This window comes from Pedobacter sp. AC464, assembly GCF_979253075.1.
In genome coordinates this window covers 1,171,701-1,193,279 of the sequence record NZ_CEEDBV010000001.1, presented here as the reverse complement: position 1 = coordinate 1,193,279, position 21,579 = coordinate 1,171,701, and the positions used below count along the sequence as shown (strand labels likewise).

Annotated in this window: 19 protein-coding genes; 13 read left to right on the top strand and 6 right to left on the bottom strand. The window is 40.5% G+C overall.

Features of this window, described 5'->3' with window-relative positions:
* Nucleotides 1–177 precede the first annotated feature (177 nt).
* A complete protein-coding gene (locus AC0IWT_RS05140; protein WP_471796279.1) occupies nucleotides 178–714 on the top strand; it encodes a DUF4142 domain-containing protein in 537 nt (178 codons plus the stop codon).
* Between the two features lie 133 nt (nucleotides 715–847).
* Complete coding sequence (locus AC0IWT_RS05135; RefSeq protein WP_471796278.1) at nucleotides 848–1,105, top strand: SemiSWEET family sugar transporter; 258 nt, start codon at nucleotides 848–850, stop codon at nucleotides 1,103–1,105.
* 108 nt (nucleotides 1,106–1,213) lie between these two features.
* Here AC0IWT_RS05135 and AC0IWT_RS05130 read toward each other — a convergent pair whose 3' ends face one another.
* From AC0IWT_RS05130 to AC0IWT_RS05115, 4 genes are all read right to left on the bottom strand, one after another.
* Nucleotides 1,214–1,540 carry a hypothetical protein gene (locus AC0IWT_RS05130; protein WP_471796277.1) on the bottom strand — a complete coding sequence of 109 codons (327 nt, stop codon included), beginning with the start codon at nucleotides 1,538–1,540 and terminating at the stop codon, nucleotides 1,214–1,216.
* A 311-nt stretch (nucleotides 1,541–1,851) separates the two neighbouring features.
* On the bottom strand, nucleotides 1,852–3,312 hold the full coding sequence (locus tag AC0IWT_RS05125) for a SusD/RagB family nutrient-binding outer membrane lipoprotein (protein WP_471796276.1): 1,461 nt from the start codon (nucleotides 3,310–3,312) through the stop codon (nucleotides 1,852–1,854).
* A gap of 10 nt (nucleotides 3,313–3,322) precedes the next feature.
* Nucleotides 3,323–6,562, bottom strand: coding sequence for a SusC/RagA family TonB-linked outer membrane protein (locus tag AC0IWT_RS05120; RefSeq protein ID WP_471796275.1), 3,240 nt, complete (start codon nucleotides 6,560–6,562; stop codon nucleotides 3,323–3,325).
* Nucleotides 6,563–6,576: 14 nt separating this feature from the next.
* Nucleotides 6,577–7,236: a DUF4136 domain-containing protein gene (locus AC0IWT_RS05115; RefSeq protein ID WP_471796274.1), complete on the bottom strand. Its 660-nt coding sequence runs from the start codon at nucleotides 7,234–7,236 to the stop codon at nucleotides 6,577–6,579.
* A 1,376-nt stretch (nucleotides 7,237–8,612) separates the two neighbouring features.
* Between AC0IWT_RS05115 and AC0IWT_RS05110 the strand changes: the two genes are divergently transcribed.
* The 10 genes from AC0IWT_RS05110 to AC0IWT_RS05065 all read left to right on the top strand — a co-directional run bounded on the left by AC0IWT_RS05110 (nucleotide 8,613) and on the right by AC0IWT_RS05065 (nucleotide 18,276).
* The gene (locus AC0IWT_RS05110; RefSeq protein WP_471796273.1) at nucleotides 8,613–9,611 is read left to right on the top strand and encodes an ABC-three component system protein; all 999 of its coding nucleotides are present in this window, start codon (nucleotides 8,613–8,615) and stop codon (nucleotides 9,609–9,611) included.
* Nucleotides 9,604–10,083 carry an ABC-three component system middle component 2 gene (locus AC0IWT_RS05105; protein WP_471796272.1) on the top strand — a complete coding sequence of 160 codons (480 nt, stop codon included), beginning with the start codon at nucleotides 9,604–9,606 and terminating at the stop codon, nucleotides 10,081–10,083. Before AC0IWT_RS05110 ends, AC0IWT_RS05105 begins: the two co-directional genes overlap by 8 nt.
* Complete coding sequence (locus AC0IWT_RS05100) at nucleotides 10,083–11,918, top strand: AAA family ATPase (RefSeq protein WP_471796271.1); 1,836 nt, start codon at nucleotides 10,083–10,085, stop codon at nucleotides 11,916–11,918. Before AC0IWT_RS05105 ends, AC0IWT_RS05100 begins: the two co-directional genes overlap by 1 nt.
* 19 nt (nucleotides 11,919–11,937) lie before the next feature.
* Nucleotides 11,938–12,516 carry a hypothetical protein gene (locus tag AC0IWT_RS05095; RefSeq protein WP_471796270.1) on the top strand — a complete coding sequence of 193 codons (579 nt, stop codon included), beginning with the start codon at nucleotides 11,938–11,940 and terminating at the stop codon, nucleotides 12,514–12,516.
* 5 nt (nucleotides 12,517–12,521) lie between these two features.
* Nucleotides 12,522–13,286: a hypothetical protein gene (locus AC0IWT_RS05090; RefSeq protein ID WP_471796269.1), complete on the top strand. Its 765-nt coding sequence runs from the start codon at nucleotides 12,522–12,524 to the stop codon at nucleotides 13,284–13,286.
* Between the two features lie 94 nt (nucleotides 13,287–13,380).
* The gene (locus AC0IWT_RS05085) at nucleotides 13,381–14,052 is read left to right on the top strand and encodes a hypothetical protein (protein ID WP_471796268.1); all 672 of its coding nucleotides are present in this window, start codon (nucleotides 13,381–13,383) and stop codon (nucleotides 14,050–14,052) included.
* An 8-nt stretch (nucleotides 14,053–14,060) separates the two neighbouring features.
* Entirely contained in the window at nucleotides 14,061–14,651 is a 591-nt protein-coding gene (locus AC0IWT_RS05080) for a hypothetical protein (RefSeq protein WP_471796267.1), read from the top strand.
* Nucleotides 14,652–14,661: 10 nt separating this feature from the next.
* Nucleotides 14,662–15,714 (top strand): hypothetical protein, encoded by a 1,053-nt coding sequence (locus AC0IWT_RS05075; RefSeq protein ID WP_471796266.1) that lies wholly within the window; start codon nucleotides 14,662–14,664, stop codon nucleotides 15,712–15,714.
* 44 nt (nucleotides 15,715–15,758) lie between these two features.
* Complete coding sequence (locus tag AC0IWT_RS05070; RefSeq protein WP_471796265.1) at nucleotides 15,759–16,232, top strand: hypothetical protein; 474 nt, start codon at nucleotides 15,759–15,761, stop codon at nucleotides 16,230–16,232.
* Between the two features lie 115 nt (nucleotides 16,233–16,347).
* Complete coding sequence (locus AC0IWT_RS05065; protein ID WP_471796264.1) at nucleotides 16,348–18,276, top strand: hypothetical protein; 1,929 nt, start codon at nucleotides 16,348–16,350, stop codon at nucleotides 18,274–18,276.
* 154 nt (nucleotides 18,277–18,430) lie between these two features.
* On the opposite strand, the gene AC0IWT_RS05060 is transcribed toward AC0IWT_RS05065, so the two are convergent.
* Both AC0IWT_RS05060 and AC0IWT_RS05055 read right to left on the bottom strand, forming a co-directional pair.
* On the bottom strand, nucleotides 18,431–19,168 hold the full coding sequence (locus AC0IWT_RS05060) for a GNAT family N-acetyltransferase (RefSeq protein ID WP_471796263.1): 738 nt from the start codon (nucleotides 19,166–19,168) through the stop codon (nucleotides 18,431–18,433).
* A 27-nt stretch (nucleotides 19,169–19,195) separates the two neighbouring features.
* Nucleotides 19,196–20,083 (bottom strand): restriction endonuclease, encoded by an 888-nt coding sequence (locus tag AC0IWT_RS05055; protein ID WP_471796262.1) that lies wholly within the window; start codon nucleotides 20,081–20,083, stop codon nucleotides 19,196–19,198.
* A 77-nt stretch (nucleotides 20,084–20,160) separates the two neighbouring features.
* On the opposite strand from AC0IWT_RS05055, the gene AC0IWT_RS05050 reads away from it, so the two are divergent.
* Entirely contained in the window at nucleotides 20,161–21,147 is a 987-nt protein-coding gene (locus tag AC0IWT_RS05050) for a YiiX/YebB-like N1pC/P60 family cysteine hydrolase (protein ID WP_471796261.1), read from the top strand.
* Nucleotides 21,148–21,579 lie beyond the last annotated feature (432 nt).

Here is a 21,579-nt window from a genome sequence, read left to right as displayed (position 1 = left end):
TTAATAAACTGTTGGTTAAATAAGTAAAAGTTTAACACCAGTTGGTTTTTTTGGTTTTATTTATTTTTCGATTTGGTAAAAATACGCGTACATGGAAGCCAATTACCTGTTTTTAATTTAGGATAAACCATTTCCCCTTGCCAGCATGTTTTTCAAGTAGTTAAAAAAGAAAAAACTATGAAAATCACAAACAAAAAAAAAGGCATGATGGCCATGCTGGTCATCGCATCACTTACGTTTGGTGCATGTAAGGACAACGACGATGCAGACTATAATCTAAGTAATCAGGAGTTTGTTAACAGGGCAGCAAGCAGCAATAACTTCGAAGTAGCGGCCGGTACACTCGCATTAACCAAAGGGCTTGATGCAGAGGTTAAGCATTATGGCGAGCACATGGTTGCCGACCACACGGCAGCGGCAATGGAAATGAAAAACCTTGCTTCGGGTAAAGGCTGGACCGTTCCGGATAGGCTTGAACCTAAAGAACAACAAAATCTAGATAAATTATCAGCGCTAAGCGGGGTTAGTTTCGACAGGGAATTTGTGAACGTTATGGTACTTTCCCATCAAGATGCAGTAGAACTTTTTCGCAACGGAGCAGATGCCTTTGGCGTTCCAGACCCAGATTTAAGATCAATGGCAGCTGTAAAACTACCAACACTGGAAGCCCATCTTAAAGATGCAATAACGCTCAAAAGCAGAATAAATCCATAAATCATTTTACCTCCGCCGGTCTTATTTAACTGAGCCGGCGGATATCTGAAAAGATAACACATTAGCGAGCTAGTCGGCTTACACAAGTTTTTTAGCTAATCTCTCAATTCAAATTACTAACCACGACCAGCTCATGCAAGGTATCGACATTTTAGGCATCATCGCGGGCATTTGCACTTCATCTTCAATTATTCCACAAATTGTTAAAACCGTTAAAAAGAAGAAGGCTACAGACGTTTCTATTTTCATGTTCATTGTTTTAATGACTGGAAACGGCTTGTGGGTTTATTACGGTTTCTCGAAATCAGACTTGCCAATAATCATCACAAATTTTTTCGCCCTGGCGCTGAATGTTGTTATGATCTTTTTGAAATACAAATACCGTTCGTAGTCGCTTAAAAAGGATAAGCACCGGGGATATGTTGTGCTTATGAAAACATCTTTTTAAGGCATCCAAATGGCTTTTTTCGCTGCCGCTGATTAACATCATTGGAAACGCTTAATAGTTTTTATTAATGTTGTAACCCGTTCCATCTTTCTTTGCGTCTTGCCTGTACTTTTCCAGGAAGCTTTCAACCTTCGGTGGAGGTTTTTTATGGAGCAAAATCCGTTTTATTTCGATATCGCTCCTAAGTGCCTTATGTAAGTTATCTTCCCAATCTGTCAAAGCTTCCTCAGCGGATTGCCCGCATCCAAAAATACCTTCCTGTGGGTTTTTGCCATAGAGTGCGCAATAGTTGTTAGCCTCTATAAACACGTCAGGCTCAAAAATTTTTGCCAGGCCTTTTAACGGCACTTTAATTATAGTTTTCGGTAAAATCTTCATTAGTTATCAATGGTGAATGTTTAATCGCTATGTATGCGATTATTCGAATTTAAATGTTTAACAGGTTGTTACTGTACAGAAACCAAACTCAATCAGTTATATGGAAGCGTTTAATTCAGGAATAAAAGAGGGCGGGATAACAGTTACGTTTCCCGCCTAATCATTAACTTCAAACCTATCCATCCGGATAATAATTTAACACAAATTAAGAGTTTATTTGCTTTCGAAAGCACCTAAAACATAGAACGGGTATTTGTTATTGTTAATTCAGGTAGTCTACACATTTACGTCTGAATATCTCTTTTTTTTCGCTATTGGTCCCACCAAACAGGCTCATAAATTAATACAGTACCCGGAAAATTTTGGTTTGTTGTAATCTCACTTCCAGGGTATAAAAACCTCAGCGGCATTCGGCCGGCACCAATTGTTGATGCTGCAGATGGGGCCAGAAATTCCGGATAGCCTGTTCTTCGCCATTCGGTCCAGGCCTCAAAGCCCTGCGAACCGGCCATTGCATAATATTTTTGCAGAATGATGGCTCTCAGCCTTCCCTCGAGATTTGCAGGCCATTGGGCATCGGGGGCCGACTGCAAATAAGCGGTTGCTGCATTTGCAACGCCCAGGCTGGCGAAGCTCGCCTGAACACCCTGCCTGTAAAGCGAAAATGCATCGCCTGGAGCCCAGCCTCTTGCTACAGCTTCGGCCTGCAGAAAATAACTTTCGGGTAAAGAAATTAATTTAACAGGAGTGGTGGCCGAGGCATTGTCATTTGCGTTTGCACCAACTTTAGCCGATGGCGGTGATACTGCCTTATTTGCGTTGCTGCTATAACTTCCTTGCCTGATATAAGCTATGGTATCCTGACCGGGAATAATGTCATACACCTGGAAAACCCGCGGGTCGTTGTTACGTAGGAAATTGTTAACTGCCGTGCCACTGGCCACAATATTTTGTGTTCTTCCAAGACCAACCATCTCATTAAACAGTGGATTTTCATTTCCACCTGTGGTGGAGTATTGAATTGCGGCGTCTTCTTCCAGAAACGTAGCTCCACTGTTATACAAGGCAGTTATTCCCTGTTGTGCCAGCGCCGGATCTACTTCAGAAAGGCGGAGATACGCCCTGAGTTTTAAGGTTCTGGCAAATCTAATCCATTGCGCTGCGTCTCCCTGAAAAATCAAATCCTGCGAGCCCGGAGATACCGCGTTCGCTGTACCGAGCAAAGCAATACCTTTATCTATATAATTAAAAATGCTGTCGTAAACGGTTTGCTGCGGTTCGTATTGCGGACTTGTAACTTCATTTCCCCGCAGGGCTTGTGATAATGGAATATCTCCAAAAGCATCGGTCGCCAATTGGAATGTATAAGCTTTTAGTACATATGCCATGCCTTTGATGTGCTCGGCGTTTGGTGCATCTGTATTTATAATAATTTCAGCATTATTCAATGCATTTCGATACAAAATCGCCCATGGTCTGTCAAAAGCGGTATTGCTCAACCTATATTGGTCTATAGTTCGGTACTGTGAGGCCGATGGGCTTTGGGTCCAGTATTGTGCCCAAAAATTACCGTAAATCTGAAAATTATTGCCAACCACCTGGCCAATTGAAGCCTCAACCACAGGCAGCAACAATTGTGGAGACGCGTTAACCGGATTGTTTGGATTTTCATTTACATCCAGAAATTTTTTACAACCGGAGTTGAGAAATAGTAGCAGCAGAACTGTAACGGCCGACCACTGTTTACAATATTTGAATGGATTTGATTTCATGAGTTTTTTATTAAAATGATGCCCGGATATTGATGCCGTAATTGCGAACAGATGGTTGCGCCGTGTAGTCGAAACCCTGTGCGTTGCCAGCACCTGCCGAGTTAACTTCAGGGTCTGCAAACTGATTCGATTTTGGAGTCCAGATGAATAAATTATTTCCAAATAAACCTACTGTAAGCGCACCCAACGGACTGTTCTTTAAAAAATTTTTGCTGAATTGGTAGGAGAGTGATAAACTTCTGAGTTTAACGAATGATGCATCGACGATGTGCTGGCCTGCGACAAGGTCTGAATAGTAATCCTGCTTATTGTATGTTGCGCTCTGATTTTCGACAGTGTTGCCGGCTTGGTCGATATAAACAGAATTCGGGAAGATGACGCCGATTCTAGGACCGCCACTTTCTGCCGATGTTCCGTTAAAACCCATTATGTCTCTTGTTCTGGAATAGAAAACGCCACCGTGCTTCGTATCAAAAAGTGCATTAAGCGCAAAATTTTTGTATTTGATGTTGGTTCCTATTGAAGCCTGGTATTTTGGGTTATAACTGCCCAGGTATTGTGCTGATGAAGTTTGAACGGGCAGGCCGGTTTGTGCATCAACAACAGTTCTTCCTTGCGCATCTTTTAGGTTATCCACCGCGTAAAATTCACCATATGCCCTGCCTACCGCGGCAACAATGGACATTCCCGAATAGCCGCCGATAGAAACCTGCTCTATCCCTGGAAGCAACTCAACCACCTCACTATTATTTTTGGTATAGGTAGCAAAAAGTTCGATGGTTAATCCGCCGGCGGTTTTTACCGGCGTACCACGCAGGCTAAGTTCTACACCGTTATTTCTAACTTCGCCGGCGTTAACCACACTGAACCCATAACCTGTAGAACCAGGAATCGGAATGCTAAGTATTTGATTTTTAGATCGGTTCGCATAATAGCTGAAATCTAACGAGATTCTGTTTTGAAAAAATCCCAACTCGGTGCCAATCTCAAAAGAGTTTGTTTTTTCGGGTTTTAAATCGGGGTTCCCAATCGTAGAACCCGACATCAGCGCAGCTACATTTCCAAATGGAAAAGTAGTACTTCCAAAGCCGCCTGAAATTTCTCCTCTGAAAAATGTAGTCATAAGTTGATACGGATCGGTGTCGTTACCCACCTGTGCGTAACTCGCCCTTAGCTTCCCGTAGCTTAAAAAATTGAAGGCGTCATTATCTTTAAGCACTTCAGAAAACAAAAAGGATGTGCTAACGCTTGGGTAAAAGAACGATCGGCTTGCTGCAGGCAGTGTTGATGACCAGTCGTTTCTTGCTGTGGCCTCCAGAAACAGCATGTCTTTAAAAGATAAGTTTAAATCGGCATATAACCCGATCAATCTTCTTCTGCTGATGAAATCGGTGATGATATCTACCGGACCGTTGCTGTTCGCAAGATTGTACCAACCCGGTACAACCAACCCACCACTAGCATTCGTTGCCTGGCTATTTGTGGTGGTATTTCGCTGTCTGATGTTATTACCAATCATTAACGAGCCACTTAAGTTATCGATCACCTTAAAAGATGCGGTAGCCATCAAATCATGTACGAGCTCATTTACATTAAGTTGGTCAATCTGATATAAGCCATTATTATTTGCCGCATTCGCTGTTGCGGAATAGTTTCCAGCCTCATCTGCAGGGATAAATGCATACTTTGGTGCCTGTTGCGTGCGTCTATCCGTATAAGAGTCAATTCCCAGGCGTTCTTTTATATCGAGCCAATCGAACGGCTTATATCCAATGTTGAAGTTTCCGGTTACGCGGTCTACATCATTGAAATTATTGTAGTTTTCCAGAACCCAGTAAGGATTCATGGTATATGCGCCATAGTAGCCATAGCGGTCGGCCCGAAGAATTCCATTCGCATCAGTATATCCGTAGCCATAAAATTTATTGCTTAAATCACGCAAATCCTGAAGCGGGATATCGCGAGGTGTTTGAAGAACATTATTGTAAACCGATGCGCCTCCCTGTCCGCCAGCTACCTGGTTGCTATTTATTTTTGAATAATTAAAGGCGATGCCTGCTGTGAATTTATTGCTAAAAGCTGCGGTTCCGTTAAACCTCACATTGTATCTGTTATAAACATCTTTATTGCCTGGAAAAATGCTGTTAGAATTCAAAGAATTTAATCCCAGAAAAAATGTGGTTTTGTCGCCGCCGCCAGAAAAAGAGAGGTTGTTATCGGTGCTGAATCCGGTTGTAAAAAAGTCGCGTATATTGTTTGGAACAGCTTCGTATGGTTTTGTAAGCCGTTCGCCGTCAATTTGTTGCCCCCATGGTTGTGCAATTCCATTAAATGGCGCACCCCAGCTCCAGTTTTCCTTTGGGTCATTTTCGTAGCTTGCATTACCCTGCGCATCTATATCGGTATAATAACCCTGGCCATATTCGTTCTGTAAATCCGGTAGTTTCAAAATTGATGAAAAGCTGTTAGAGGTGTTGAAAGTGATTTCCATTTTCTTAGCGCCCTGCGTTCCGCTTTTGGTTGTAATAATTAGAGCGCCATTTGATGCCCTCGAGCCATACAAAGCTGCGGCAGCTGGTCCTTTCAAAACCGTTACCGAGGCAATATCCTCTGGATTGATGTCGTTTCCCCTGTTGCCAAAATCTACACTGGATAAAGAGGATCCGCCACCAATAACACTTGAATTATCTATCGGAACACCATCTACAACGATAAGTGCCTGGTTGTTCCCGGCGATAGACGATCCCCCACGCAACACCACGCGAGATGATGCTCCGGGCGTGTTGGAGGTGGTGGTGATGTTAACGCCCGCCACTCTGCCGGTTAGCGAGTTTATAAGGTTGGGAGCTTGTCCCTGGCGCAGTTCAGCATTGTTGATTGTTGGCGCTGAGTATCCTAAGGTGCGTTTTTCCCTTCTTATTGCATTTGCGGTAACCACAACGTCAGAAAGCTGGCGGTCGTTTGCATTAAGTGCTACATTAATTACGTTTGATGCTGCAATGGTTACTGTAGCCGTGGTGTAACCAATGGCACTGAATTCGAGAATGGCCCCCGTGGAAGCGCTCAACCGATAGCGGCCCTGCGGGTCCGTCGCAGCACCGGTGGCTGTCCCTCTTATCCGCACGCTAACACCCGGAATTGGCGAATTGTCTGCCTGGTCGGTCACGGTGCCGGTAATTTCCCGAACCTGGCCCTGAATATTTGTCCATAAGGTGACCAGCACCAATATGGTTAAGTAAAGGTTTTTCATAATCTGTTTCGTAGTTATGGCTGCAATAATCCGTCGCTTATCATTCTCTCAATCAGTATTTTTGGATACTCTTTTGCGAAACGCTGTATTGTTCCAGGATTTACGGTTTGTGATTGAGCCGACCAGATGAGTTCATCAGTTTTGGCATCATAAATATTGGTTTCCATAAAGTAGGTTTTGTCTGTTACATAATACCCGGGCTCATAGAAAGTTCCACGCCAATAATTGTAATAGGAATAAAAGCCGCCATACCACCGGTAATTAGGGAATGGGGCATAGCCCGCCGACCCTGGAACGTATCTAGTCTCACTTTCTTTGTCGATAAGTGCAACGGTCATTATCGTTCCTGCTCCGGTTTTTGCAATTCTGGATAATAGAAGCTCGCGGGATGGGGTAGTCTGGTAGAAATCTGGCGTAAAGTAGCTTGTGCTCTTAACTGCGGGTATATTTCGCTCGGTTGCAGCTTTTGCCAACGCATCTTCGAGTGTGTTGCGAACCTCTATGCTTCTGCTAAGCGAGGCTATGAATACGCTTTTTCCAGAAACTGGCTTGCCTTTGGCCGACGGATTTATCCACGAACCGGTTATGGTGGTGTTCGGACTGCAGCCGCAACAGAGTGCCATAACGCCGACCATAATAAGTAAAGTAAAGTTGTTGTAGTTTTTCTTTCTCATATCAACTTGGATTTAAGTAACTTTTATAAAAAAAACTCGGTGGGTGAGATGAAAGTTTTTGGCTGAAATACCTGTTTTTATGGGAGAATACCCGTTCTGGATACCGTATATGAACGGGTTATCCATTGAAAAAAATTGCGCTACTTATTTTGATTTGGTGTGAATCAAACTAATCGCGGCTTTTAGGGAATTTGAGGGAGAGGTGGATGCGTTAAAGATGTCGTTAAAGCATGGTGGAGTTGCAGGCTTCCCACGACATTTTTTGCCAGGCGTTTGATCCTATCATCGGATATTCACATTAATTACATCCATACTATTTTTGCAAACCGGGTGGTTGATGGGCTCTTGATTTGCTTTATTTCTGGCATTCAATCAATGCTCCTGATATCAGCTGGTGAAATGACAGCTATAAATTTAAGTACTAGCCAAGTATATCTGATAGAAATGAGAACTCAAAAAAGCGATTGAATCAAATGGGATGTTGTTCGCTAAAATCAAAAAGCCTCTGCAAGTTACTTACAGAGGCTTTATCGTATTTTGTGATCCCGCTGGGATTCGAACATAGTCCGAAAGCATGCGTTTAATCAATATTCATGGGGCTTTAGGTTCGATACTCACCTAGTGACTCACCGCTTTTTTTGTGTCTTTTTATTGCAAATACTATAGTATAAAAGTAGTTTTTATTTTTGAATTTTAAAGCGATATTTTAAAATTCATCTAAAAAAGATTTCTGCGATTTTTAGGATTGAGTTGCTAAAAATTCATTTTTCTCAAGTCGACAACTTTCCCTGCTGAATATTTTTCATTAGTTGAACATTTGTAGTCAATATTTGAAAGGGTTCGAGCCCCATCATCCACCCGTGAGCCCTTTAAGATATCTTAAAGGGCTTTTTCTTTTTTAGGGGATTCTTCAATCGTCGCAAACTGCGAATGGAGACCGATTTTTGGTTCGAGGTCTATAAGGGGACCCTGACGGTGCAAAAATAAATCACATCTAAAATTACACTCAAATTATTGTTATTCAAATGTTTATGAATTTATTTCTGGTTCGAACCATGTCCCGGAACTTACCGTAACCACAAAGTTTAAATCTACCCTGTCGAGAAAGCCAGTCGAATTTGATTTTTGCAAGGGTTTCAAAAGTTAGGGTATGATCTAAAGCTTGATAATCAACAACAATCAATAAGTTCTATGTTGATCTTTAGCAAAAGCTTGGTAAATGAAACTGCTCCAAAAGTAGCCAATTTCCAATGAGTTTTGAAGTTGGGATATAATACAGTAGATTTGAAGATAGACCAAATTTTAAACTGTAAATGCGCTCTTACGTTACATCATTTAAAGTGAACCATGGCAGGAATATCCTACCGATTAAACGTATGGAGGTTTTTTCTGCCGAAGAGTGGGAAATTTTCATTGAAGAATGGTTGGAGATCAAAAAAAACCAATACTTTGAGGTTGAACGTTTCGGTGGGGCGGGTGATAAGGGCAGGGATGTAGCAGCCTATATTAGCGATCCCAAAGTGGCTGGTTATGCCTGGGACTGTTTCCAATGCAAGCACTATGATCGTCCGCTGATGCCGGCGCAGATGTGGATCGAGTTTGGTAAGATTATCTATTATACATTTTTAAAGGAGTATCCCGTTCCAAAGAAATATTTTTTTATTGCTCCAAAAGGGTGTGGAACAAGTTTCACGAAGCTGCTCCAGAATGGATCTGATATTAAAACTGGCCTGCTCCCCCATTGGGACAAAGATGTTAGTGAGCAGGTTACGTCTGGCCATAAAATAGCATTAACGCCCGAACTTACCGCTTATATTAATGCTTTTGATTATAACATTTTCGACCGCGTGCAACCTAAAACGATAATCGAAGAACATAAACCTCATCCAAATCATTTAACTTGGTTCGGTGGCGGGCTGCCGGACAGGGAAATGTTAGATGAATCTACCATTGCAGCCGAAATAGGAATTCAGGAGACCCATTATGTGAATCAGTTGATCAAAGCTTACAGCTCTGATTCTCCGACAGAATTTTCCTCAATTACTGAAGTTGCAAAGGAATCCAATCATTACCGGCATTTTACACGGGCACGGATAAGCTTCCATCATGCGGAGCAATTAAGGAATTTCTCACGCGATAATTTGCCAAACGGTACGTTTGAAAGCTTTCAGACCGAAGTCCTGGATGGCATAATCAATTTGGTCGAAAGTGTTCATGTCAATAGTTTTGAAAAGGTCAAGGCCGTTGAAAATCAATCTGCAATTGTGCCAATTACTTCCAATGCACTTAGAGAAGTTACCAATACCAAAGATAAAACAGGTGTCTGCCACCAGTTGTGCAATGACAAAAAAATAAATTGGGTAGAAAATGAGTGAAAATAAAATCTATCCTTTTAATAACGGTGTGGACACTGGGTTGAGGATGCTTACCTTTCTTAATTCAGCTTATCCGCTAAAATACGATTTAGATCATTTGGTGTATTTCGATTATATGATCGTACATTCAGGTGATATCGATCCTGGAACCATTAGTCTACATCCTGCGGTTCCTAACCGGACTGGAGAAATCCTTGTCAGAAGAAATCTGATCCAGCAAGGGTTGGAGGTGTTTATCCATAAAGGATTGATCAACAGGTTCTATGATAAAACCGGTATCCAGTACGGTGCGACTGAAATTGCAACGCCATTTCTGGATGCGCTTTCCGAGGATTATTCCTATGACTTGATTGAACGTGCCAATTGGGTAGTTGAAAAGTTTGCACAGTATGACTTAAAAAATTTAAGGGAAGTAATCACCAAAAACCTCTCAAAAGTTCGGAATGAATTTAATCTAGAAATTTTGAAATAATGAGCGCTGGATTTATCATAAAAGAATTGAAGTTACTTAGTACCAGTGCACAACCTGCTACCGTTACTTTTGAAAGGGGGTTAAATGTCATCACTGGACCTTCAAATACGGGCAAAACCTATATCTATCAATGCATAAATTATATGCTGGGGTCATCGACCAGACCAAAGCCAATTAAGCATGCGATAGAATACGAGTCCATTGTAATGAAGATTTTGTCCGCCGATGGTAAGCTGTATGCGCTTCAAAGTGATCTGAAGGGTGGAAACTTTATTGTTTCCTCAGACAATGCAGAGCCTGTAAAACTGGCCCGAAAACACAGCAAAGACAGCACAGATACCATATCTGCTTTTTTGTTGGGGCTTAACAATCTTGCCGAAAGGAAAATCAGGACTAACGCTAAGGGGAAAACAAGAAAAATTTCCTATCGGGATATTGTAAAGTACCTTATGGTGGATGAGACTAGGGTCATTACTGATAAATCACCCATTGTTTCCGGTCAATATACGCTGGCAACAGAAGAAAAAAGCACCTTTAAACTTATCTTATCGGGAAGGGATGATAGCGATATCATCGAAAACTTAAGTAATGATGAAATCAAAAACCGAAAGGGCAAGGTAGAAATGCTTAACGAGCTGATTACGGCGAACAGTTTGGAACTTAACCAGCTTGCAGATAGTATTGAACCTCAGGAAAGGCTTGTCAAAATTGACCAGCAGATCGAGCGTCTAAAAACTGACCACGAACAATTGAAGGATGTCTTTAATAAACTAGATCAGGAAAGAATTTCTGCGGCAGTCCATCTTTCTCTGGTAGGTAATAAAAAGATATATAATGACGAGATTTTAATAAGAAGCGGGATATTGAAACAACAATATCATACCGATTCCAGAAGATTGAACAGTACAATCGAGGCGAGTTATCTATTGATGAATAACCCTTCTTTGGAAGAAAATTGCCCCGTTTGCGAAACTCCCTTGGGAGAAAAGGATATAGAGCCGGAGTTGAAACAGGCGATAGATGCTTGCGGAAAAGAGATTGTTAAAATCGGGAGCTTAATAAAGGAAGTCGATGAATCTGAAACATTGCTTGCCGAAGAAAATGCAGTATTTGCCGCTGAGATCGAAACACAACAAGGGATTTTAAAGTCGGTAACTGATCAGATAAACAGGGGCGTCGCTATTGAGATGGAGGGAATATTTAATCAGATCTCCGAACTTAACGGATTAAAGGCAAACCTGAATAAAGCTGTCTTTTTAAAAGACAAAATTAAGTCCTTTGAAAATCAAAAGGCTATGATTCTGTCTTCTCTAGATAAAAAAGGAGATGAAAATAACTTTGATGACCTGTTAACCTCAAGGGTGTTCGAATTATCCAACATCATGAATTCCATTTTGACTGCGTGTAACTATCCCGGCATTTCAGGGGTAACGTTTAGCGAAAAATCCAACGATTTTGTCATTTCTGGAGAAGACCGGGAGCTGGCGGGAAAAGGATATAGAGCTATAACATATGCCTTATTTCTTATCGCATTGCAGGAACTACTTTTTAACAAAAACTACAGCATAGGTCCTTCGGTGTTGGATTCACCACTAGTCACCTACAGAAAGCCCTCAGCACAGGATGAAGGCATTACTGTCGACCTTGCCATGGACTTTTACAGATATTTGGCGAGCGATAATAAGGTGGCCCAGGTAATCATCTTGGAAAACGAAGAGCCCCCTGCCGACGTAGCCCATTTGATAAACCACATCTCGTTTACCCAAAATTTGAACAGTGGCCGATACGGTTTTATTCCCATTCCTTCCGGGACACAGACATCCTTGCTGGACTGAACAAATTAATTTAAATTAAATGCTCAAATCCTTGATTAAAAACCAAACCATCCAAGTTGATGCCCATAAAAGGGGCACTGGGGAACAAATTGTCTGGAATTCGACTGCTAACGATATCCATATCCACAAAAGAACCCAATACAAGGTTGATGGTAAAATACTAAGTCTTGATATAAAGGTTCCTGTCAATTCCGACAGGGATATCGAGATTTCGATTGTAAACAACGTAAGGGACAAAAGGAAAATGTTGAGCATAGCCGAACGCCGGGTTTTGTCCGAAATCGCAAAGGCATTGTCAGATAAAAAAACACGAACAGCCTTCATAGAGGAACTTCTTAGCGTTTTGGACAGCTACGAAAAAACATTCCTGTCTAGGGAAAATGCGCAGTCCGTAGTCAAAAGGTTAGCGAAACACTTTGGACTTCCAGCGGAAATCTCCCGGGAAATTACGACCTATGCAGAAGATCGGCTAGCTTCACTGACAGGTCTTTTCCAGCAAAAAAATGAAGAATATTTTATCAGCCTTAGCCAAAATGGAATCGTCGCGGGACAGGTGGAAAGGGTATACAATCCAATCAGGAACCGCAAAAGAAGGTAGTTGACATGATCGAAGAAAGCAATAAGCAGACTGGTTCTTTAGGAGTGAAATTTGTTGCCGAATTCTTTAATATGCTTATGGCTTATCAAAGAATTTACATCAACCTCTCCAAAGGAGGTGTACTTTCCAATGATGCCGTTGTTCAAATCGAGGAAGCATTTTTACTGAAACTGGTCACTGAATGGGAGGTATTCTCCTATAACATTTTGACTTACTGTGTAAGTTTGGATACAAAGAAGCTATCGAAGAATCTGGATTTGACCCTGCCATCCGCCATAACCTTCGACAATGCACAGGCTATAATAAATGGGATGAATTTTACATCATTCTCAAACATTAAAGAACTGAATGTAATTGCGAAAGGGATATTGGTAAGCAAGTTCAATCCCTTTCAGCAGTTTTTAAGGCCGATGACAAAACATATTGATGAGGCAATCATAATTAGAAACTACATAGCCCACAAAAGCAATAGCAGTAAACAGAAATTACTGAAGGTGTATAGAGCCTATGGCATCAGCAAGTTTGTCGAACCGGGTGAATTCCTCCAAATTGTTAGAGATTTTAAGATCAAAACCTTTTCTTTCTCCTCTTTGTGCTACATGATCTTTATGTCGGTAGCTGTAATTACATTGAGGTTGATCGATCGGAATATTTATATTTTGGCATTTCCGGATGATAAAACTCCCTACGAGATGGGGATTGCAAAAATGTATATAATGTTCAACCACCTTAGTCAGTATAAAGACCCAGATTTTCCAGCCAATTTTTAAAATGGATTCACAAAACGGAGCTAAAATTGTATTTAAACCTTTCTTAAGGTTTATCATCGAATTTCACAATAGGGTGGATTTATATGGGCGCATATTGAAACAAGAAATTGATGCTAACCCAGTTTTACAAATCGGTGAGGTAGGGCTTATATACGAGGCTTTTCTAATTAAAATAACAGCGGAATGGGAACTTTTTCTGCACAATATCCTGGCATATTGCGTAGCAATGGATACATCCAGAATTTCAAAGCACCTTGAATTGTCTTTGCCAAAAAAAATATCATTTGATAACGCTTTTGCCGTTCTCAATGGCCTTGACTTCATATCCATTACAAGTGTTGCCGATTTAAAGAACATTTCAAAAAAAATACTTGAAGAAGATTCTAATCCGTTTAAGCAATTCGAAAATGGATTCCTGAACAGAATTGACGAAGTTTATGCCTTACGGAACTATATTTCGCACAAGAGCAAACGATCAAAAATCAGGCTGGAAAAAATGTATCGTGATAAACATCAGATCAATGAATTTATATTTCCCGGAAATTTTCTCGTTGCTACCAAAACTAATGAAAATATGGAAACTTCCAATTTTGGTGAATACGTGGGGACTTTTCTTTGCATTGCTGTAGAGGCATGGAAATTTTTAGATATCGGTTCTTATGAGTTCGTCTACAAGGATGATAAATCAAAAGAAGGTATGTTTTTGGGAATGGCCAAAATGAGAGAAGTGTTTAAACAACTGACCATAGAAAATGGATTAAGCTGATATAGAAAATGGGAGAAGAACTAGTTAGAGGTGCATTAAAAAACCTGTCTACGACAGACCTTAAAGATTTCGACTTTGATCATGAGGAATTACAGGCTTTGGGCAACTGGACCTACATAGGCATGTTTTTGCACGAAGCTGAAAGATCCCTTCTGTTATCCAAAGACTTGAATGATAATGGAAAGTTTACGGAAATGGACCAGTCAATTCTTTCCCATGGGATGTTCAGGAATGCCATACTGTCCTATTGTAAGTGTTATAATAGTGCTGCAAACGGAAAGGTCTCCCTGGATTCCAAAGCTATATTCGCAGGTCAAAGTGAAATGAAAGCCATTCACCATACAATGATGGATATCCGTAATTCATTTATTGCACATAACGGCCTCAATGAAATTGATATTGCAATCATTGCGGTAAAGGAAAGTGCAAAGGAACTAGAGTTGGCACAAACCTATACATTAAGTACACCTCTATCTGATTTTGATAATTTTGTACGTGTCATTGCATTTGTGCAGGCATGGGTGGTAGGTAACTTTAACAGGAAAGTCGATAAAATCCAGCTGAGAATTGGAAAAGTAATTACTTTCAAACAAACTTAAAACTCCTTGTATGTCTGAGAGGAATCAAATGGAAGAAATCAAGCGGAGGTATATCGAAAATCTCCGTAAAGAAGCTGAGTCACAACTTAATTTAAACAATGTAGAGATCGCAAAATTCATAGAATATTGCAATGCCCTTGGGATAAAAGTGGGAACTGAACAGGTAAGCTACCTGCAGACAATTGGAATTGTAGCCAATCATAAGGGATTATTGGATAGCTTGTGCCAGGATCTGTTAAAGGATAAAGACGGTCTGTATGATATTCATCAGCTCAAAGCTCTTTTTCAGCCTATGCCTTTTCCGGGGACGGGATTATTGAAGTCTGCAAATTATGCAATTATGGCCCATCAATTTTACAGACGCGGTATGAATCCTACGGCGAACTGGGAACCCAGATTTATTGAACTTTTCTGGAAATTGGATCTACCCAACTCAGATGTCCGAATCGCACTTGATCCGGATAGGGTAAAGCTTGATTTAAACGGTTTTGGCTATATGGAATTTGATACCTGGTTTGGCGCAGCGTTCAATAAGGATATTAGCGAAATCAAAGACGGACTTGCCGAATTACGCCCCCCGTCATATTTGGATAGCTTTGAAATCAATTTTCTATTTGGATCGGCCTATAGCCTCCATATAAAATGGTCGACAGAAGGTACAGTAAAAACATTTCAGGCAGAGGCATATTTGGATGAAAGTGTGATTACCGAATGGGAAGATGATATCTGGCATCCTGTCCGTTACATCCATGCCGAATATGATCTTACTAAAAGAAATTTCAAGCATTTTGATGGTGCTATACATTTCTATCCACCACATGATTATAAAGTCATGAGGGATAAGGATCTAAATTATAATCTTAAAAACACTACGCATATCAAAGCGCCAACGAAGAAGATATTCTGTTTAAACAATGATATTCCGGTTGACCTGTGGCTTGAATTTACTTGTCATTTTTTCCCACATAACCCTTTGATCATTGAATATTTTGAAGGAAAATATCCAGACCATTTACAGGAAACCCTAAATGCAATTCAAAAATCCAAGTTGGAAGAAAATTAGGTCGAAGTTAAGCTCATTAGCCATCATTAAAAAAATAGTTTGCAATGTTTATAAACAGAAAATACAGTAGTCGACATCGTATCTTGGGTGCGCTTGAAAAAAAAAAGAACGAGTCCTATCGGCCGGATGCGATAGACAGTAGTGAATTTGAACTTTCCTGGAATGAGCTGGCTGAAGCCTCTGGATTAAGCGATAAGCAAATTCAGGAACAGATAGACTTTCTTATTCTGGCTGAAGAAGTAAAGGATAATGAAGTCAATTTTAATTCCTGTTATATGATCCGGCGAAAAGGAACCACCTCGTTTTATGACCGGAAATATTTAGATATCGGCCGAAAGGAGTTTAAAGATAATCTTTATGATGTTTTGAAACTGTTGTCTGGCGTTGTGCTTTTGTTAATTGCGGTCATTAGTTTTGCTCGGAACATCCTGGTCACAGAAAGGAATAATAGGGAAATAGAGCAGTTAAAAAACGACGTGAGTGTATTGAAATCTCAAATCGCCAAAAAGAAACCTTGACATTTCCAGTGCTCGAAACCATCTATTAGGTTTAGATAGCGATGATACATTCACTATCGTATTGAGTGAATTTGGGGCCATTGAATACGAAAAATACTTTTAAAAGGAAGACATTATGCCAGTAAGCAGAAAAAGAAAGTCCAAGGGAAATAAAACCAAAAAGAAGAAAAACAATGATGGCATTCAAAGAAAGGTGATTGATGGGATAGAATTTATCCAGGATGGGATCATGACACAAATCAACAATCGTCGAAGCAAACAGGAACATGAGCAATATCTGCAAGATGTCAAGGACGGTAACCCCAATCTGGAACAGTATATCGTGCAGCTTACCGATGGTATTTCAGAGATTTTTAAAACATACGACAGTCTTTATCTGCTGGGTGCCCTTGGCGTTAGAAATCTGAAATTGGATAATGACGGGGTAGATGATGGTATGAGCGAAATCATTCTAGAGATGGCACAAAGTCTGGTGATGGCTAACCCACAAGTTGCAGATAAGCCAAAACCCAGCCCTGAGATATTGCGTAGTTTAATGGATATGTTGATTGATCGTCAGAACAGATTGAGGGCCTACTATTCTAATGAAAGTACGATATACCTTACTGATCATCCCGATGCAAATAAACAAACTACAGACCTGCGTTTGAATGTTATACTGGAAAGGTTGAGCATACGTGGTGCCGGTTACTATCAGCATGTAGAAGAAATTTTTCTGGAATTATTTGGACAGTATGACGACTTTTTAAAAGAAAAATATGGCTTTACAGCAAAGCAGATGACTGAAACGTTATTGAGCCTGGAGGCCTCTGTCGCTTACAGGTTTGAAAAGGGGGATGAGCCGATGCCAAGGGTTGGAATCCTTTTTATGAAATGGACCATGGAAAATAAGGTTTTCCCACCGATTCCTAATCCCGAAAACGTGGAACGATTCAAGCTTGCACATCCTGAGGTGACAGTTGAAAACGGAAAACTTGTTGCCTATCAACCTAACAATATTTCAACACTACCAAGAATTTTTGAGATGAAACCGCTATCAGAAATTCAAAAGGCGGTACTTGAGGCGCTGTCTTTGTCTTTTGGCGAGAACAAGGACTATCTTTCGGGTGAACATCCTGGAGAGGGGCTGAACGAGAGTCTTATCAGTTTAAAACCTTTTATCAAATCAGTGGATGAAAATTATTATGGATTTAATTTGAGTATCGCATCACGTAATTTTCTACGTATCGGCCAGCATTTGATTAAAAGTGCGGATGAGAAGTACTATAATTCCCACTATCTGGGCAACAAGTATTTTATCTCCAGAGACAACTTCTTGGAACGTAAAGTCGCAGAAATCTTTTCTAAGTTTTTAACTGGCGTTGATTTTAAGTTAAATATGCATTATCCAATACCCGGGGATGAAAAAATGACCACTGAAATAGATTTATTAGGGATAGGGAATGAAGAAACTTACCTAATAGAAATTAAGGCCGGTGAGCTAAATGAAGATGCTAGGAAGGGTGGGATTGGAAACCTGTTGAGCAGGTTGCGCAAAAACGTAGGTGAGGGGGTAAACCAAAGCGAGAGGGCCCTAACCCATATCCGTCAAGGTAGCGGTATCTTTAAGGATTCAAAAGGTATCGAGGTTTCGGTAAATCCACAACATAAAATCTATAAGATAATCGTAACCTTAGACACCTTCTCTGGAGTGTTGACGAAGATATCAATGCTGGAAGGTACTCAGGTCTTTAAAAAAAGTGATGAGTTCCCGTGGATCGTTAATATATATGATCTGATGATATTCGGGGATATACTAGAAACCAAAACGGATTTTAACGAGTTCCTTGATAAACGGCTGGCTTTAAATGGATGGGGTGCATTCGTATCTCATGATGAAGTATATATGTTGGGACACTTTTTGGAGAATGACTTAATATTTAATAACGACAGTAAAAAATTCGATCATTTTACCCTTGGAAACCATAACCAGGATATCAATAGCTATTATTATGCCCAGCAAATGGGAATGAAAGTTGAAAAACCTAAGCGAAAAAAGCATTGAATAACGGACTGCTAATTCGCAGCCAATCCTTCATTATCTGGTCAGGTGTAGCTGATTAGGAGAAACCCTGTATTTCTTTTTGAAGATAAAGGAAAAAATGGGAAAGGTCCTCAAAACCGACTTCGAGGTAGCTCGGTCGGTTTTTCTTTATTTTTTACTTAAGTTCTTCGATAATTATGAAATTCATAAAATCAATGTCTGCTGGCTTTCCAAAGTATTTGACTTTATCCTCCCGGATAATCACGCTGTTTTCCGACCACCTGATGTTCCAGTCTCGTTTCGCCGGAAAGATGATGGGTTTGTCCAGATGACTTTTGCCCGGTTTTACTTTTGGATGCCATTTCCATAAAGCCGATACCTTATTGATCTGGTGGGGTTCAACGTCCCATAGTTCGATAGTTGCCACTTCTTTCTTTGATTTTGTGGGCTTGAGATGGGGGACCAGGATCTTATAAAGATGCTTTCCATCTGCGTCGTTGTAGTCTTGAAATCCCTCTACATCCGGGTATTCCCTGAAACCAAGTTTCTTCCAGGCTTTTTCTGATTTTGCCGGTTGGCAATGAAGCTCCAGGACCAAGAAACCCTGTTTGGCCAGTCTTTCAGTTAAGACATCGGCTAAATATCTGCCATAGCCCATTCGACGAAAGCCTGGCCTGATCTCGGTGATCTGGATGGTGGTTACTTTATCCCTTTCAAACCAGGTCATAAATCCAATTGTTTTTTTGCCCAAAAGGAGTGTGCAGATCTTTTTATTGTCAAAGGAATCCTTGATCACTCCCCAATTACAGAAAAAGCCCTCACCGAGCGTATTGTCTTCCTCCATCAGCCATACTTTTATCTGGCCAAGCTGAGTGGTTGAGGGTTTAAAGTCTACTTTTAAGGTTTCTGTCATTAGGTGTGCAAAAAAATGGGTTTATACTTATTCCTTCCATTTTAGCCGGACCATCTTTTTGTTGAGCATACTGATGTCTATGATCTCGATATCCAGGTGGAGGGTATTCAAGGATACTTCCTTAGGGCTAGCGATATACTTCCAGCTCCCGTCATCTGAGAAAGGGATCGTTTCGGAAAAGGCCATGAAGGTGGGCGTAAATTTTTGGGTGATGTAATCCTTAATTCCCCGGTATTCGTTGGGTACGAAGAATTTAAAATGGTACCTGTTGTTTACTTTATATTCTATGCCGTTTTTTACAGGCATCAGGTCCTTGTGGTATTGGATCGCCTCCCGATCCAGGCTTAGGTAATGGGTGCCGTGCTCCTTTGGGATTTCATCGTTCTCCCATTTCTTGATGAAAATATCCAGGATGTCTGCTGGATAGGGTATTTCTACACGGTCTATTGATATATCTCCCATTGGCACGTAATGGTGCTGTATCTTCACATCTATGCGGATACTTTTTTTGATCACGGGTATCTGGATTTCCGTCTGCCATTCCTTTTTGGATGCGTCATGGGCCGTGCAGAGGTCTATTTTTAGTTTGTTCGCATATTCTTTTGCGCCCTTGGTAAATCCTGCGCTACAGATTAATATGCCTTTTGATGCACCCAGGTCGGTAATGACCGAGGCGAATTCACCAACTATGTTCATGTCTGCCCTTTTTTTGTAGTGTTTTGCCTGGATGATGATCAGGATTTGGTGGCTTGCGACAGTTGTTTTGACCGAGATATCGATTTCGCGCATCTGACCCGATACCGTTCCAAGGATCTTGTCATTCTTGGTTACGGTTGCGATGGGTTCCAATTCTGTATAGATCTGGTGGATCAAGTCTTCATAACTTTTCCATTCAGGTTTATCCTTCTGGTTCATATTTGATTGTCGGTGGTGGATGGGCTAATATAATTATACTTACTGAATTTATACCTTTGCTGAAAAACCAAATAACCATGTACATTTTTGATCTAAGTAAATTAAGAGCGGGCGATATCTTGTTAATCAATACCAGTGAGCGGTTTAGCAAAATTATGCTTGAAAACGTTGGAAGTCTGTACCACCATGCTATGTTTTATGTTGGGGATTCGAGCATTATCCATTCGGATAAAGGACCTGGTGTACAATCAGCAAATATATTGCGAAGATACTTTGAAAAGGATGATGCTGCTATAGCATTAAGGCCTAAATCTAATGTCTCTGATCGAATTATCCATGCTGCAATTGATCATGCCAGAAACAAAATCGGTACCGAGTATTCTGATAAAGAGGCATTGCGTACAATCAAGGATCATACAGCGGAGGATTTTGAAGAAAACAGACAGTTCTGCACCAGATTTGTGGCGCAAGTGTTTGCGAGTGCAGGCCTGAAATTGGTAGAGGATCCTGATTACTGTTCGCCTTTTGATCTGGAGAATTCGCAATACCTGGACGTTGTAACTGGCGTTTTAAAAGAGGCTAATGAAAAGGAACTTGAGTATGCGATGGAAAAAAATACTGTTCTACAGAAGCAAGTTGGTATAACAAATGAAGTTCTTTCCAAATCCAGAGAAGTTTCAAACGAAGATATACAGACCATCGAGCAATTGTCAGATTACATGGAAGCACATCCTGATAAAGATGAACAGATTTCGCTAATCTTGGAAAAATCTGGTTATTTAGAAATGTGGAAATGGGAAAGGGAAAAGAACCCATTTCACTATAAATATAAATCATTCACTGAGGAATATGACAAAAAGTATCGTCGTTCCGTAGGCATTCAGTTACTTAATACCGCAAAAGAATTGGAATATAGGTATTCCATTAATTTCATGGCCTATAACCGAAAATATGAGGAGACTGGGCTGCGGTTCTTCTTTTTGTTAAAAGAACTCTATCAGAATTTACTCATTCAGGTTAAGGATATGAAAATGGTTGGCAATGCTGGTAAGAATTCAATTTGAATTTTGCTTATAAACTTTGTTTGAGAATAAGTAAATAATCGATAGCCTTATTGATCTTAAAGGGAATGTTAAATATTAATTTGGCTTGCACAACACAGTAGGAATCCGGTAACTGTAATCAGTCGGATTGTGCATTGAAAAATTTGAGAAGGGAGAAAAATTTAAAGACAATTGGGCGTTTTATGATGAACAATAATGGTTACAAAAGCATATACTTTAGGTGCATGAATTACTCGTTTAAAATTTTTGAAAAACCGCCTATTTCGATTAATTCGTCCACAAAATGGTTCGAATTACGCACCGCCACTGACCCGTTAGCCCTTTAAGATATCTTAAAGGGCTTTTTTATTTTAGGCGATTTTCAAATCGTCGAATAGAGCCAATAAAGAATGTTTTTTGGTTCGAGCTCTATATGGGTACCCTGACGGTGTA